The sequence below is a fragment of the Geminocystis sp. NIES-3709 genome (assembly GCF_001548115.1).
Classification (GTDB): Bacteria; Cyanobacteriota; Cyanobacteriia; order Cyanobacteriales; family Cyanobacteriaceae; genus Geminocystis.
Genome location: NZ_AP014821.1, coordinates 3,572,902 through 3,586,996 on the forward strand (window position 1 = coordinate 3,572,902; position 14,095 = coordinate 3,586,996).

Consider the following 14,095-nt stretch of genomic DNA (forward strand, 5'->3'; position numbering starts at 1 on the left):
ACATTTTTGACTCTTTTTCATGGTTTCAGACTATGATCGTTGCCAACTTTTAGGGCTTTGAGATGATCTGAATGTTTAACTTAATGGAAAAATGATGAAAAAGTAGAGTTGTCAGATAAATTATATCATAGCATAAAACTTCTTATAGAAACCATTTGGTATCTATTACAATGTTATGAGAAAATGCTTGTAACTTTTATCATGTTTTACTCCCGTAGTCTAACAGATCAAGAATGGGAAATCATTAAACCCCTCTTGCTACAAAAGAAACTAACCCGTCCCCTCAAATGGTCTAAAAGACAAATTTTGGATGGTATTTTGACTCAAAAACGGTTGTAATTGGTGTGATTTGCCGATAGATTTACCCCCTTATTCTACCGTGTATTGGCATTACAAACACTGGAAAAAAGATAGTGTTATCGATAATATTATGTCCCAATTACATCAGCAACTGAGAGAAAAAGTAAAAAAAAACCCTACTGGACTCAATTAATGATCATCGATTCTCAAGCAGTAAAAAACACTTGTAATGCCAGTGTTAAAAGTAAAGGATTTTGTCATTATAAAAACTCACTAATGGTATTAAGAGACATTTGGGTGTAGATATTCTGGGCTTTCCCTTTTTTACTCATTGGGCTTTGTTGCATGAATGATAGATTCAAGTCCTTTTGTGTATAAAATAATAACATCTCCTATGGTCTCAAGATAAAAACATTGACGATGAAACAAAAATATCATCTGAGAAATGGTCAGATATGGATGGAGACAGAAATAAAAATATTGAAAGAATAAAAGAAATAGGAAGAAAAGAATGGAAAGAAGAAAGTGGCTATCATCGACGTTCTATTTCGGAAACAACAATGTTTAGGTTAAAAACAATATTTGGAGGCAAAGTAAGTAGCGGTACTTTGAAAAATTTTGGGGCAAAAATAGCTTCAAATACAGTCAGAGTAAGAGATTTAGGTAAAAGCCATAAAAACGGCTGAAACTCTTGGTATAAAAGGAAAAGTTATCGATCAATGTAAAATCTTTGATTTATAACGATTTGAGACTCATAATTTAATATTTTTAGTTTAAGTACCGGTAGTCGAGATTTTGACAATCAGGCAGTAGAGTTATTTGTTCAATGTCTGTTGTTAAATAGAATGATACAAATTGCTAAACCAGATAGCTATATAGTTAATAACGGATAAATATAAGGTTTGTGGTCGCACCTGTTGAAACAAAATTCACTATTTATTAATTCATCCAACAAAGCCGAATAGAATTGTAAGCTACCTACGAGAGTCGAACTCGTAACCTATTCATTACGAATGAATTGCTCTGCCAATTGAGCTAAGGTAGCAATATTAATCTTGGCATACCATTATAGCATAAAACTAATAATTAATAATCTACTGTCCACTAATTAATTTAAGTTTTTCTCTCTCAGTGTGTAAATTTTGCTCTAATTCCTGTAATTCTTCTCGACGAGTTTCAATTTCTAGTCTTATTCTTGTTAAATCTTGACTTTGAGAAGTTAATTCCTGTCGCCATTTTTCAATTCTAGCTTGTTCTTCGGAAACGTTAATATTAGCATTAAAATGTCCTTCTACTAAATATTCCTTTACCAAATTTAGCACCCAATCTTTAGCATCTCGACAACGAACAATTTGCTCATCTTTATCTAATTCTACTAACACCAAAGACCCATCCACTAAATTTTGATGAATATTTAAAGATAAAAATTGTTCATCGCATAATGTCCATTGTAACTTCGATTCTTCTACTGCCAGTAAATGTAATTCTAATTTCCCTGACATTATATTTTTAGTAACTTGGGCAAGATATAACATTTAACAGTGAAAAGTAAATAGTGAATAATGAACAATTAGGAATAGAAATTGATTGTTAATTGTTAATTGTTTATTAAGTATTACCTATTTTAATAAAGCAATACGTTTTTGTAAAATTTTCCATTGAATTTTACTCTCTTTTAAAGCATTTTCTGCTGTTTCAATAATTTCTTTGGGTGCTTTATTAACAAAATTAGGATTATTTAATCTTCCTTCTAAAGATTTGATTTCTCCTTCAATTTTACCTAGTTTTTTCTCTAGTTTAACTGTTAATTTTTCTATATCGATAATACCTTCTAAGGGTATCAATATTTGAATTGTACCAACAACAGAAGCTATTCCACGAGAATCTGTTGTGAAAACTTCTTCTGTTAAACTATGGGTGATGATAAGATTCTCTACTTTTGCTAATTCGTTGATATAAGTTTTAGTCTGGTTTAAAATTATTCTTTCAGCATCATTATCAGACTGTAAAATCACATTAACCTTAACACCTGGTTTAATTTCTGCTTCAGCACGGAGATTACGAATTGCTCGAATTGTCTCAAATAATACGCTAAAACTGGTTTCTAAGTGGTTATCGATAAGAGTGATTAAAGGAAGACTGATAACCTTTGGAGTGGTTGATTCAATTTCTAATGCCATATCTTTATCATCACTAGAATTTCCAAAAATTTCTTGTTTCCAATTATTTAATTGTTGCCAAGTTTTTTGTCTTGTCTTTGCAAATACTAGATTTTGATAACCAAACCATAAACTATATAATAATCCGATTAAACGCAATAACGGGGCTAAGAGAAGAAATTCATGAATAGCAGTAATAACAGACGTAATTAACTCTAAAACAAGAAAAGTAGCGAAAATTATTCCTAAAAGGGTGAAAGGTTGTTGATATTTACGGATAAATTCACTAACCTTATCTGGTAGTTGATCTAATAAACCCACTACTTGATTTCCTAGTTTAATAATAGTGCCTTCCTCATTTTCATTTATCCCCATTATGGGTGTCGTCATTATTGCTTCTTGAGGAGATAAGTTGATTAATTCGTCAACGATAGGGAAAGACTGTAAAGCTAAACTTTCATTTTCGTTTTGGGTTAAAGTATGCCAAATTTCTTCAGTGATATGAGGCATGAAAGGATGTAGAAGTTTTAATATTCCTTCCAATATGTATCCCAAGGTTTGTTGTGCTACTAAACGAGAAGAAGATTCTTCTTTCTGCCATAAACGAGTCTTGACTAATTCAATGTAAGAGTCACAAAAATCACCCCAGATAAATTCATATAATCCTTTAGCGGCTTCTCCTAAACCATAATTCTCGATCGATTCTCTTGTTTCTTTGACAACTTGGTTAAATCGTGATATGATCCAGCGATCGCTTAACTCTAATTGTTGTAAATTGGGATAGCCTAATTGTTGAGGTGTTTTGCCTTCGAGATTCATCAACACAAAACGAGCGGCATTCCATAATTTATTGGCAAAATTACGACTAGCTTCCACAGATTCCGATTCGTCTGTTTCACGGTTATATTGTAAACTAATATCTTGTCCTGCTCCTGCAACTTCTCGAATTAAGGTATATCTAAGAGCATCTGTACCGTACTTATCACTTAATAATAAAGGATCAATACCGTTATTGGCAGATTTTGACATTTTTTTGCCGTTTTCATCTCTTACCAAACCATGAATATATACATCTTTAAAAGGCATTTTATTGGTAAAATGTCCAGCCATCATAGTCATTCGGGCTACCCAAAAGAAAATAATATCAAATCCTGTCACTAATGTTGCATTGGGATAGTAAGTAACTAAATCATCTGTATTGAAAGGCCAACCCATGGTTGAAAAAGGCCATAATCCAGAGGAAAACCATGTATCGAGGACATCTGGATCTTGAGCTATGATTATGTCTTCTCCGTATTGCTCACAGGCTTTGTCCCTCGCTTCGCTTTCATTGAATGCTACAACAAAGGGAGTGTCGTCAGTAATTTCTCCTCCAGTTTTACTGATAATATACCAAGCTGGAATTTGATGTCCCCACCAAAGTTGACGGGAAATGCACCAATCCTGAATTTTGACAAGCCAATCACGATAGACTTTTTGCCATCTTTGTGGCACAAAATGAGGGGAATTATTCTCGTCTAATTCTGTTAAGGCTTTTTGGGCTAAAGGCTCAATTTTCACATACCATTGAGTAGATAATAATGGTTCAACCGGCACTTTACCTCGATCGCTGTATGGAATACTATGGCGATAGGCTTCGACTCTCACTAAAAATCCTTCTTTTTCCAGACGATTAACAACATTTTTCCTTGCCTCAAATCTATCTTGCCCTTGAAATTCACCGCCATTTTCGTTGATAGTACCATCTTTATTTAGAATATTGATAAAGAGTAAATCATGACGTTTACCCATCTGAAAATCGTTAGGATCATGAGCTGGAGTTACTTTAACACATCCCGTACCAAAAGCAGGATCAACAAATTCATCGGCAATAATAGGAATTTCTCGGAAGGTTATCGGCAAAATAAGAGTTTTACCAATTAAGTGTTGATAGCGCTCATCATGAGGATTAACGGCAACAGCAGTATCTCCTAACATGGTTTCAGGACGTGTCGTGGCAACTTCTACATATTCGTCTCCTTCTGTTAATGGGTAACGTAAGTGCCATAAATTTCCATCAACTTCTTTATTTTCAACTTCTAAATCTGATACCGCCGATTGAGATTCAGGACACCAGTTAACCATATAATTACCCCGATAAATCAAGCCTTCTTCATATAATTTAATGAAAGCAGTTTTAACGGCAGTACATAAATTCTCATCTAGGGTAAATCTTTCTCTACTCCAATCTGCGGATAAACCCAATCTTTGCAGTTGGTTAACAATCGCACCTCCTGATTCTTCTCTCCATTGCCAAGCCTTCTCTAAAAATTTCTCTCTCCCTAAATCATAACGAGTTTTACCTTCTTCTTTGAGTTGCTTTTCAATGATGGTTTGTACCGCAATACTAGCATGATCTGTACCGGGCAAACAGAGAGTATTTTTTCCTCTCATACGATGGTAACGAATTAAGGTATCAATGAGAGATGTATTGAAAGCGTGTCCCATGTGCAATCTTCCCGTTACATTAGGGGGGGGAATTACGATCGCATAAGGCTCTTTTTCATCTTTAGGATTAGCTTTAAAAATTTCTTGCGATCGCCAAAATTCTTGCCATTTTGCTTCTGTTGTATGAGGTTCGTATTGAGAGGGTAATGTGGAGTGAGAATTATTCATAAAATGAGAATCTATATTAGTTTTAATATCATTGTTTTCTCATTATCTGTGATTCCCTCTCAATGATCAACTTTTGAGTAGGCTGTGGATATAAACCACAAAAAACATTATATATAGCAATAGTGGATAAACTTTCTCTAACTCCGACATGATTAAATCAGGGTGATAACCAGAATCTACTAATATTATTTATTTTAGGACTTACGCATTGACAAAAAAGGAAAAATATGTTTGTCTAATTTGGCGTTGCTGAAATTTTTAACAGGCATAATTAATAATATGGTTACAACAAATAAGATTAATTTTGTAACATTAGATCATGATCTTGAATAAAAAAGAAAAGAAACAACTATGTTGAATAACTTAAAATCAGCTCTTCAGTCTAAAAAAATTCTTATGGTAGGAACGATCGTGCTACTCTCATTAACTTCTGGTACGATAGCTATTTCCTCAAATTTCCAAACAACGACAAGTATAAATCAGAATGAAGTTAAATTAAAATCAGAAAAAACAGAGATTAGTAATAATAATCTTAATAGTAATAAACCAAGAATACAAATAGCAATCTTGCTTGATTCTAGCAATAGTATGGATGGTTTAATCGAACAAACTCGTACTCAAATTTGGTCTGTGATTAATGCTGTTTCCAAAGTTACAAAAAATGGTCAAAATCCTATTTTTGAAGTATCTCTTTATCACTATGGTAATGATACATTACCCTCCTCAGAAGGTTTTAACCGAATGTTAAATGAACTTACTACAGATTTAGATAAAGTTTCGGAAAATTTATTCAGTATTCAAACGAATGGAGGACAAGAATATGCTGGTTGGGTTATTGATTCGGCAATGAATCAATTAAAATGGAGTGATAATACTCAAGATTTTCGGGTAATTTTTGTAGCTGGAAATGAACCTTTTGATCAAGGTACTTTAAATTGGCAAAAAGCGATGGAATCTGCCAGTAAAAAAGATGTAATTGTTAATACTATTTACTGTGGTGATTCAGAAAGTTCTGAAAGTAACCTTTGGGCAAATGCAGCTAATGTCGGTAAAGGCAGTTACTTCAATTTAAACCAAAACGAAAAAGTTGTCACTATCCCTACTCCCTATGATGCTGAAATAGCAGAATTGAATCGACAACTCAATGAGACTTATATTTATTACGGCAATGAAGGAGCTATTTCTTATGAGCGACAAACCCAACAAGATAGTAATGCTTTTGGTAGTTCTGAGTCAACAGGAATAAATCGATCGATCGCAAAAGTAACAGGTAATTATCGTAATTCTGATTGGGATTTAGTGGATGCCATTAAAGATAAAGTAGTAGATTTAAACACTTTAGATAAAAGCACTTTGCCTGAAAATTTGCGTTCTTTAAGTGTTTCGGAAATTAAACAAATAGTTGATGAGATGATGACTAAACGAGAACAAATTAAAGCAAAAATTGCCGAATTATCTCAAAAAAGAACTGAATATATTGCTAAAAATACTCCACAAGATGAAAGTAACAAAACTCTTGATAGTTTAATGATTTCTACCTTATATAAACAATTAGAAGCTAAAGGATTTGAGGTAAAATAATTCTATCATCAAACATAAAAATATCTTATTCATTGTTTTTTTTAGTCTTGTTATTAACAATTGTATTATTCATAAAAAAGATAATGCTTTTAACTCTAGGGTTTATGGTAGATAATCAGAGAAAAATAGGCTACTATTAAGACTTTAGTTTTTTATTTCTTATAGACAGTAAATTTATGGGTAAGTTAAGGGTAGGATTGTTATTTGGAGGAAAATCGGGAGAACATCAAGTCTCTATTATATCGGCACGATCGATCCTAAAAGGGTTAACCTCAGAAAGTAATAGTAGCAAATATGATGTAATACCCATTTATATTGATAAATCGGGCTATTGGCGCAGTAGTGACATTGCCAGAGAAATTCTTGCCAGTGGTATTCCAATCGATAATGATTCTACCACAACTTCCTTATGGAATTTTCCTCCTGAATGTAATAATATCGATGTGTGGTTTCCTATTCTACATGGACCCAATGGTGAAGATGGTACAGTACAAGGATTATTAACTTTAATGCAAGTGCCTTTTGTGGGTTCTGGTGTATTAGGCTCGGCAGTAGGGATGGATAAAATCGCCATGAAAAATATTTTTGCCCAAGAAGGATTACCCCAAGTTAAGTATATTGGTATTAATCGTGATGAGATTTATAGTGGTGCTTGTATCTTTCCGAAGTTGTGTGACAAAATTGAAGAGGAGTTGGGCTATCCTTGTTTTGTGAAACCTGCTAATCTGGGATCATCCGTGGGTATTGCTAAAGCAAAAACTCGATCGGAATTAGAAAGTGCTTTAGATAATGCGGCTAGTCTCGATCGACGTGTTATTGTGGAAGCAGGAGTTAAAGCCAGAGAAGTTGAGTGTGCTGTTTTAGGTAACGACAATCCCAAAGCCTCTGTTATCGGAGAGATAACCTATAATGCAGATTTTTATGACTACGAAACTAAATATACTGATGGTAGGGCGAATTTAATTATTCCTGCGGATATTCCCCCCCATATTGTAACTAAAATTCAAGAAATGTCGATCGAAGCATTCCGTGCAGTATCAGCCCGAGGATTATCAAGGGTTGACTTTTTCTACATTACTGACACTGAAGAAATTTTTATCAACGAAATTAACACTCTTCCCGGTTTCACCTCTTTAAGTATGTATCCCCAATTATGGGAAGCATCTGGTATTCCTTTTTCAGAATTAGTAGATAAATTAATCACTTTAGCCATAAGTAATTCATAAGACATTTTCAATAATAGAGAATGTCAAGCTATTTAACGAAAACAAGTTTAGCTATTATTCTTAGCAAACCTGTAAGCATTACGGAGATGAGAATGTTTAATCTTGCCTCCTCCCCATCAAGCCTTTTATTTAAAGTGACTTCCACTTCATCAAGTTTTTGGGTTTCAGTCGCTAAAAACCAGAAGTATAAAACCAGTATTAAACATAAGAGTATATTATACTTAAATATTAGACAAAATGAAATTAATACTATCTAAAATCTCTTTTTCGATCTACTGAATTTGGGTTAGGCAGATTTTTGATAAAAGTTTTTGTTGCCAAATTCTCTCAAATTATTGAATCCAATCATCGACATGGCAAAATAATTCATTTAATAGACATAAGACAATATAGTAATTAATTTACTAGGAATTATGCAGAATTGCGATAATACCCTTAAAATTCAACAATAATTCAATAACAATAAAGTATGATTCCATTTTTATCCATAATTTAAAATTACTATTTGTTAATTTTTAAGAGCTTTTAATTGATTAATTTCTTTTTTTAATTTACTAATATATTTAATTTGACTTTTTATCGTCAATTGTGTGGCGACTCTACTTAATAATTCTTGTTTTTTAAATGGTTTAGTCACATAATCAGATGCTCCAATAGTATAGGCTTCAACCAAATGATGTTCTTCTTGACTAGCGGTAAGAAAAATAATAGGAATATCTTTATATTTGTCATTGGACTTGATTTTTTGGCATACTTCTAATCCACTCATATCGGGCATCATCAAATCTAATAAAATTAGATCTGGTGTTAAAACATTTAATCTTTCCAAAGCATCTTTTCCACTTAAGGCAAAACTGGTTTGATAATTTTCTGCTTCCAGAATAAATGTTAATAATTTTAAATTTTGTTTTAAGTCATCGACTAATAAGATTATTGATTCTTCTGGATTTATTAATTCTGATGAATACATGGGATAGATTATATTACAGTAGAGATGATATTTTAAATGTTCAAAAATCTTGTAAGTCTGGCTTAAATAAGTTCTTCGATCATATTTCTTCGATGACTGTGAATAAAGATTAAACTATATTAGATTTTACCTTTATTTTGACCCATAAATAATTATAAGTAAAATTATTTGATTTTTTCATTACAATTTGGATTATTTTTTTATCTCAATTCCAATGAATAATTCTCGAATTAGTCTGAAATCCAGAATCATTCAATTTGGCTTATCAATTATATCTTTAGAAAGAAAAACGAAATTCTGTTATTTAGATCTTATACCTCTATCATAAATTCCAGGTGACAGGAAAGAAAACGAAAAAATGATAAAAATTGATTTTAAAACTCCTAAAATTGATTTTTTCCATTGAGTTTCATCAGTATTATTGTACTAATTCAATATTTGATTTATATACGCTACTGAAAACGAGGGGTTGTAGTGATATAATCTCTTAGTTTAAGAGATATTAAGAAAAAATAGACAATGGAATTTAAACCACCTTTCCCACCTTTTACTCTCGAAACTGCTTTACAAAAAGTGCAAATGGCAGAAGACGCTTGGAATACAAAAAATCCTGAAAAAGTTGCCTTAGCTTATACTATTGATTCTCAATGGCGTAATCGCTCCGAGTTTATCAATGGTAGAGAAGAAATTAAGGCATTTCTAACTCGTAAATGGCAAAAAGAACTTGATTATCGGCTCAAAAAAGAGCTATGGTGTTTTATGGATAACCGTATTGGTGTTAGATTTGAGTATGAATGGCATGATCAACTAGGACAGTGGTATCGTTCCTATGGTAATGAAATGTGGGAATTTGCTGATAATGGTTTAATGCGGTTTCGTTATGCTAGTATTAATGATCTTTTAATTGAGAAAAATGATAGAAAGTTTCATTAATTTTTTCCATGATAAATAGTTATTTATTTCAGTTTGATATTAAAGGTAATTTTCGGTACTTTAAATAATATCCTAAAAGAATAAATAAAACGATCGAGACTGTTCCAAAACCCACATAATTAGGTAACCAAAAAATTGCTTGAACTTCGTTAATTTGCCCTGCCTCTAATGCAATTTTATATTGATTATTGGGTAATTTTTCCCATTTAGGATAATCATTAGTTATTAGTTTTGCACCCCAAGGAAAATCAAATTGTATTTGTAAATCAATTAAATCTCCCGATGAAATAATGATAGTTCCATCATTAGCAATTACTCCTAATGGGGTCAAATCTGCTTTAAAATTAAGGGTATTTCTCTCAAATAAAAGTAGATTATTTTGCTCGATCGACATTTTTGCGTTTAAATCCAACAATGAAATAGAGTCATTTTGAGCTAATTTTTTACGAGATTTTTCACTTATGCTCGGAACAAAAAATTGGTTAAATTTTTCAGCTAATTCTTGACCATTATTAAAAGGAATTGCTACTACTAATTCTTCCTTAGAAATTCGTTTAATTTTACCTTGTAAATCTTTAGCTTGATTCTCAATATTTTTAAGCCAGATATTTCCTTCTGTTTCGCTAAAACTTGTTAATTGTTCACCCAATTTAATATGTTGAATCATTGTGCCACTATTTGCGTGAGGAAAACTAACATCTACATCATAGCGAACACAACCAGTTAAGGTAATAATTAAACATAAAAATAATAGTATTTTTTTCATAATTTATTCTTCCTAAAACATATCTAAAAACTTAATAATTTTTTTTGTACAATTTATATAAGAAGATAATAGCCTTCTTCAAAAATTAAAAATAAAATAAAATCTTATAAATAAATCCTCATTTTATATCTATATTTTTTCATTTCCTTTATTAATCAATCTTATATCAAAGTTAGGTTTTATCTAATGTGGACGAAATAAATGTTTATGATTAGGATGATATAAACGAGAACGAAATTCATAATCTGAGAGTTTTTTAAGGGCGGGACTAATAATATACATAGTGGTACGAATTAAATTATTATTTTCTGTTACGATCGCCATTTCCGTAAGAGGGACAATAAAAATTTTTTCATCTTCCCAACCAACTCTATAACACACTGCCACAGGAGTATCCGCAGGATAATGTACTAATAAATCCTTTTGAGCTTTTCTGACATGACGGGCGGCCAAATACAAACATAAACTAGCTTGATGTGCCGCTAAACTCTTTAATTCCTCTTTTTCTGGTACAGCAGAAGCGCTACCACTAACACGGGTTAAAATAATGGTCTGTACTAACTCAGGAATAGTTAACTCACTGCTAATTTTCGCCGAGGCCGCCTGATAAGCACTAATACCGGGTACTAACTCAAAAGAGATATTTGCTTCTGCTAATGCCCTCATTTGTTCATAAATGGCACTATAAAGACATAAATCTCCTGATTGAAGTCTAACAACCATTAAACCCTCTTTAACTTTTTGAATCATCAAAGGGACTATTTTCTCTAAAATTTGATTACCTGTTGCAATTAACTGAGCTTCTTGCTTAACATTTTTTAAAATTTGTTTGGGTACTAAAGAATCCGCATAGAGAATAACATCAGCTTCTTGTAAAATTTTATAGGCTTTAACTGTTAATAAATCAGGATCTCCAGGGCCTGCTCCAATAAAATACACGGATGGCTTCATAATAATTAGTAATTATAAGTCTTGATTTATTTATTAAATGTCAATTCCAAAGTAGAAATAATCTCTTTATTCGCTGTGGGAAACTCAAAATTATGTAATTGTGATACTTCTACCCATCGAACTTCAGCACATTGTAGGGGTTGGGGTTGTCCCTCGATAAGTTTACAAATATAAACACATAAAGTAACAGAAAATTCACTGTAAGAGTGGGTAATATCAATTAAATGTCGATCGACTTCAATGATAACCCCCAATTCTTCTTGAATTTCTCGTCGAATACAATCTTCAGGAGTTTCTCTCGCTTCGATTTTTCCTCCCGGAAATTCCCATAGATTTGCCATTAAACCAGTGGGTAAACGTTTATCAATTAGTATTTTTTCTTCTTCATTGACAATTACGGCAACACCGATTTTTTTATGAGGTAAATTCATAGGGAATTAGAAATGGAGAATTAGAAATTAGGAATTAGAAAATGTTGTTCTAACTTAGAGGTTAGGTACTCATTACGAAGTATCAACTGTTATCTTACAAATAAAGGCATCACTTCGGCGGCGGTAAATAAGCCATGGAGATTTTGTTGATGAAGTTTTATACCCGTTTTCAAATACCCAAAAGCAGGGCCACAGACATTGGCTGCCATACTGGTTTCATCTCCTAAAGTGAAGGTATGAGTCGAAATTTTCCCTTCAAAGGTGCGCCCCGTAATTTGAACATTGGTACTTAGAGGTTTTTTGGAATTACGAGTATCTACCACACCCCCCACTGAAACTTGAGATCGATCGCAAATACCGGCTAATTCAAGCATAATATCATCAGCGTGTTCCATATTCTCAAGGGTGAGAATACCATTAGTTTGATCTAAAAATGCCTCAACTTCTTCGTCTGTCATAGCTTTAGCTTTGTCAACATCAAAACCGGGTAAATGGGCAATATCTTCTCTAATCGTGGCACGATAGGCTTCCCAATTAGCAATACCTACACCGAAAGTTATTTTTACTTGATGAATTTCTGTAAAACTTTGAGCTGCGATCGCCGCCGCCGCCGTCAATAATCCGGGAGTGGCACCACAACCAGTTAAATAAGTAATTCCACCTTGAGACAGTTCTGTTTGTAGTTGTAATAACTGTTCTACGGCACTGGTACGTTTTAAAGCATCGACTAAAACACCACGCCATCCAGAAGAGATAAACTGACGTGCAACATCGGCCATGAAAGTATTAGGAAGATTTGGTAAGGCGAGAAAGTATCCATCAACTTGACCTTGAGAAATTAAGTCAGAAATGCTATTATTACTTGAAACTCCATATTCTGGTAAATATCCGATCGATCCTTGTTGATGATAAGTGGGAATTAAAACATCAGGATTTAAGCCTTTGGGATTATAAGCATAACCTTTTTGGTCTGCTACTGCCACTAAACACATTTCTGATTTGTGTTGTAATATTCTTGCGGCCGCTTGACCTAAACCACCAAAACCTAAAACACCAACTCTGATTTTTTGATTATTCATAAAATATATAACTTATACTCCGTAAAAAACTATCGTCATTGTCATTAATAATTAACAGTCAAAAATCAACTAAATAGAAGATAATTAACTGTTAATGGTTTTAAATAATATCGGTATCATCGTCAAGATCAACATCTAAGTCATCCAAATCCGTATCAAAATCATCATCTTCACCCTCTATGAGATCGGAGATTTCTTCTTCTTCTGATAAGTCCACGTCAATTATTTTATCTTCTTTTTCTTCCCTGTAAATAATACGATTATTTGCGTCTAACCAATCTAAAAGAGAACCGTCTTGCTTAAGGGGAATCACAGGAGCAGGTTCATAACGTTTCTCTTTACGCAAGGCAGGATTTTTCATAAACTAATAAAATAGTTAAATTAGGGCAACTTGTCATTATAGCATTTAAAGCACGATCGATAATTATGAATTTAAAAGCAGAATTGTTACAACTTATCGCTAACAAAAATCGAGGATTGTCTGTCACGGAAACAGAAAAAGTAGATATTTTAACGGCGATCGAAAAATTAGAAGATCATAACCCTAACCAAAATCCTTTAAATTATCCCAAGTTACTTAATGGTGATTGGCGTTTGCTTTATACCACTAGCAAAAGTGTTTTAGGATTAGAGAATATTCCTTTACTACATTTAGGAGAAATTTATCAATGTGTTCGCATAGAAGCAACTAAAATTTATAATATTGCAGAAATTGTTGGCTTACCTTTTTTAGATGGTTTAGTAAGTGTTAGTGCCAATTTTGAAACGGTATCCGCAAAACGAGTTAATGTACAATTTCAACGATCGATTATCGGTTTACAGAGATTATTAGGGTATCTTTCCCCCAAAGATTTAATTAAGAAAATTGAAACGGGAAAATATTTTCCTCCCTTTGATTTTGATTTTAACCTTAGCGATCGAATTTTCGGGAGAAATAATTCTCAAGGATGGTTAGAAATAACCTATTTAGATGAAACCTTAAGAATTGCAAGAGGACACCAAGGTAGTGTTTTTATTTTAGAACGTTGTTAGAAGAATGCCGGA

15 protein-coding genes and 1 tRNA gene are annotated in these 14,095 nt (G+C 32.7%); 7 read left to right on the forward strand and 9 right to left on the reverse strand.

What is annotated here, in order from left to right; genetic code table 11:
• Window positions 1–201: 201 nt before the first annotated feature.
• The 3 genes from GM3709_RS20620 to GM3709_RS21905 all read left to right on the forward strand — a co-directional run bounded on the left by GM3709_RS20620 (window position 202) and on the right by GM3709_RS21905 (window position 986).
• Window positions 202–339 carry a transposase gene (locus tag GM3709_RS20620; RefSeq protein ID WP_162492437.1) on the forward strand — a complete coding sequence of 46 codons (138 nt, stop codon included), beginning with the start codon at window positions 202–204 and terminating at the stop codon, window positions 337–339.
• 10 nt (window positions 340–349) lie between these two features.
• Entirely contained in the window at window positions 350–493 is a 144-nt protein-coding gene (locus tag GM3709_RS21900; RefSeq protein WP_197671847.1) for a hypothetical protein, read from the forward strand.
• A gap of 262 nt (window positions 494–755) precedes the next feature.
• Window positions 756–986 carry a hypothetical protein gene (locus tag GM3709_RS21905; RefSeq protein ID WP_066120914.1) on the forward strand — a complete coding sequence of 77 codons (231 nt, stop codon included), beginning with the start codon at window positions 756–758 and terminating at the stop codon, window positions 984–986.
• Window positions 987–1,272: 286 nt separating this feature from the next.
• Here GM3709_RS21905 and GM3709_RS15170 read toward each other — a convergent pair.
• The 3 genes from GM3709_RS15170 to GM3709_RS15180 form a co-directional block, all read right to left on the reverse strand.
• A tRNA-Thr gene (locus GM3709_RS15170) sits at window positions 1,273–1,345 on the reverse strand.
• 49 nt (window positions 1,346–1,394) lie between these two features.
• Window positions 1,395–1,802, reverse strand: a complete 408-nt coding sequence (locus tag GM3709_RS15175) for a hypothetical protein (protein WP_231937576.1) — start codon at window positions 1,800–1,802, stop codon at window positions 1,395–1,397.
• A 117-nt stretch (window positions 1,803–1,919) separates the two neighbouring features.
• Complete coding sequence (locus GM3709_RS15180) at window positions 1,920–5,114, reverse strand: valine--tRNA ligase (protein ID WP_066120917.1); 3,195 nt, start codon at window positions 5,112–5,114, stop codon at window positions 1,920–1,922.
• Window positions 5,115–5,465: 351 nt separating this feature from the next.
• Here GM3709_RS15180 and GM3709_RS15185 point away from each other — a divergent pair, with 351 nt between their 5' ends.
• Both GM3709_RS15185 and GM3709_RS15190 read left to right on the forward strand, forming a co-directional pair.
• The gene (locus GM3709_RS15185; RefSeq protein WP_231937577.1) at window positions 5,466–6,695 is read left to right on the forward strand and encodes a VWA domain-containing protein; all 1,230 of its coding nucleotides are present in this window, start codon (window positions 5,466–5,468) and stop codon (window positions 6,693–6,695) included.
• Between the two features lie 176 nt (window positions 6,696–6,871).
• The gene (locus tag GM3709_RS15190; RefSeq protein ID WP_066120918.1) at window positions 6,872–7,921 is read left to right on the forward strand and encodes a D-alanine--D-alanine ligase family protein; all 1,050 of its coding nucleotides are present in this window, start codon (window positions 6,872–6,874) and stop codon (window positions 7,919–7,921) included.
• Window positions 7,922–8,429: 508 nt separating this feature from the next.
• Here GM3709_RS15190 and GM3709_RS15195 read toward each other — a convergent pair.
• Window positions 8,430–8,891, reverse strand: a complete 462-nt coding sequence (locus tag GM3709_RS15195) for a PleD family two-component system response regulator (protein ID WP_066120920.1) — start codon at window positions 8,889–8,891, stop codon at window positions 8,430–8,432.
• A 519-nt stretch (window positions 8,892–9,410) separates the two neighbouring features.
• Between GM3709_RS15195 and GM3709_RS15200 the strand changes: the two genes are divergently transcribed.
• Window positions 9,411–9,824 (forward strand): nuclear transport factor 2 family protein, encoded by a 414-nt coding sequence (locus GM3709_RS15200; RefSeq protein WP_066120922.1) that lies wholly within the window; start codon window positions 9,411–9,413, stop codon window positions 9,822–9,824.
• A gap of 28 nt (window positions 9,825–9,852) precedes the next feature.
• Here GM3709_RS15200 and GM3709_RS15205 read toward each other — a convergent pair whose 3' ends face one another.
• From GM3709_RS15205 to GM3709_RS15225, 5 genes are all read right to left on the reverse strand, one after another.
• Complete coding sequence (locus GM3709_RS15205; protein WP_066120924.1) at window positions 9,853–10,590, reverse strand: DUF3153 domain-containing protein; 738 nt, start codon at window positions 10,588–10,590, stop codon at window positions 9,853–9,855.
• A 183-nt stretch (window positions 10,591–10,773) separates the two neighbouring features.
• Entirely contained in the window at window positions 10,774–11,541 is a 768-nt protein-coding gene (cobM, locus tag GM3709_RS15210) for a precorrin-4 C(11)-methyltransferase (protein ID WP_066120925.1), read from the reverse strand.
• Window positions 11,542–11,567: 26 nt separating this feature from the next.
• Window positions 11,568–11,972 (reverse strand): 8-oxo-dGTP diphosphatase MutT, encoded by a 405-nt coding sequence (gene mutT, locus GM3709_RS15215; protein ID WP_066120927.1) that lies wholly within the window; start codon window positions 11,970–11,972, stop codon window positions 11,568–11,570.
• A gap of 89 nt (window positions 11,973–12,061) precedes the next feature.
• Window positions 12,062–13,051, reverse strand: a complete 990-nt coding sequence (locus GM3709_RS15220) for a saccharopine dehydrogenase-like oxidoreductase (RefSeq protein WP_066120929.1) — start codon at window positions 13,049–13,051, stop codon at window positions 12,062–12,064.
• A gap of 100 nt (window positions 13,052–13,151) precedes the next feature.
• A complete protein-coding gene (locus GM3709_RS15225; RefSeq protein ID WP_066120931.1) occupies window positions 13,152–13,412 on the reverse strand; it encodes a DUF3134 domain-containing protein in 261 nt (86 codons plus the stop codon).
• A 65-nt stretch (window positions 13,413–13,477) separates the two neighbouring features.
• On the opposite strand from GM3709_RS15225, the gene GM3709_RS15230 reads away from it, so the two are divergent.
• Window positions 13,478–14,083, forward strand: coding sequence for a PAP/fibrillin family protein (locus tag GM3709_RS15230; protein ID WP_066120933.1), 606 nt, complete (start codon window positions 13,478–13,480; stop codon window positions 14,081–14,083).
• The last annotated feature ends 12 nt before the right edge of the window (window positions 14,084–14,095 follow it).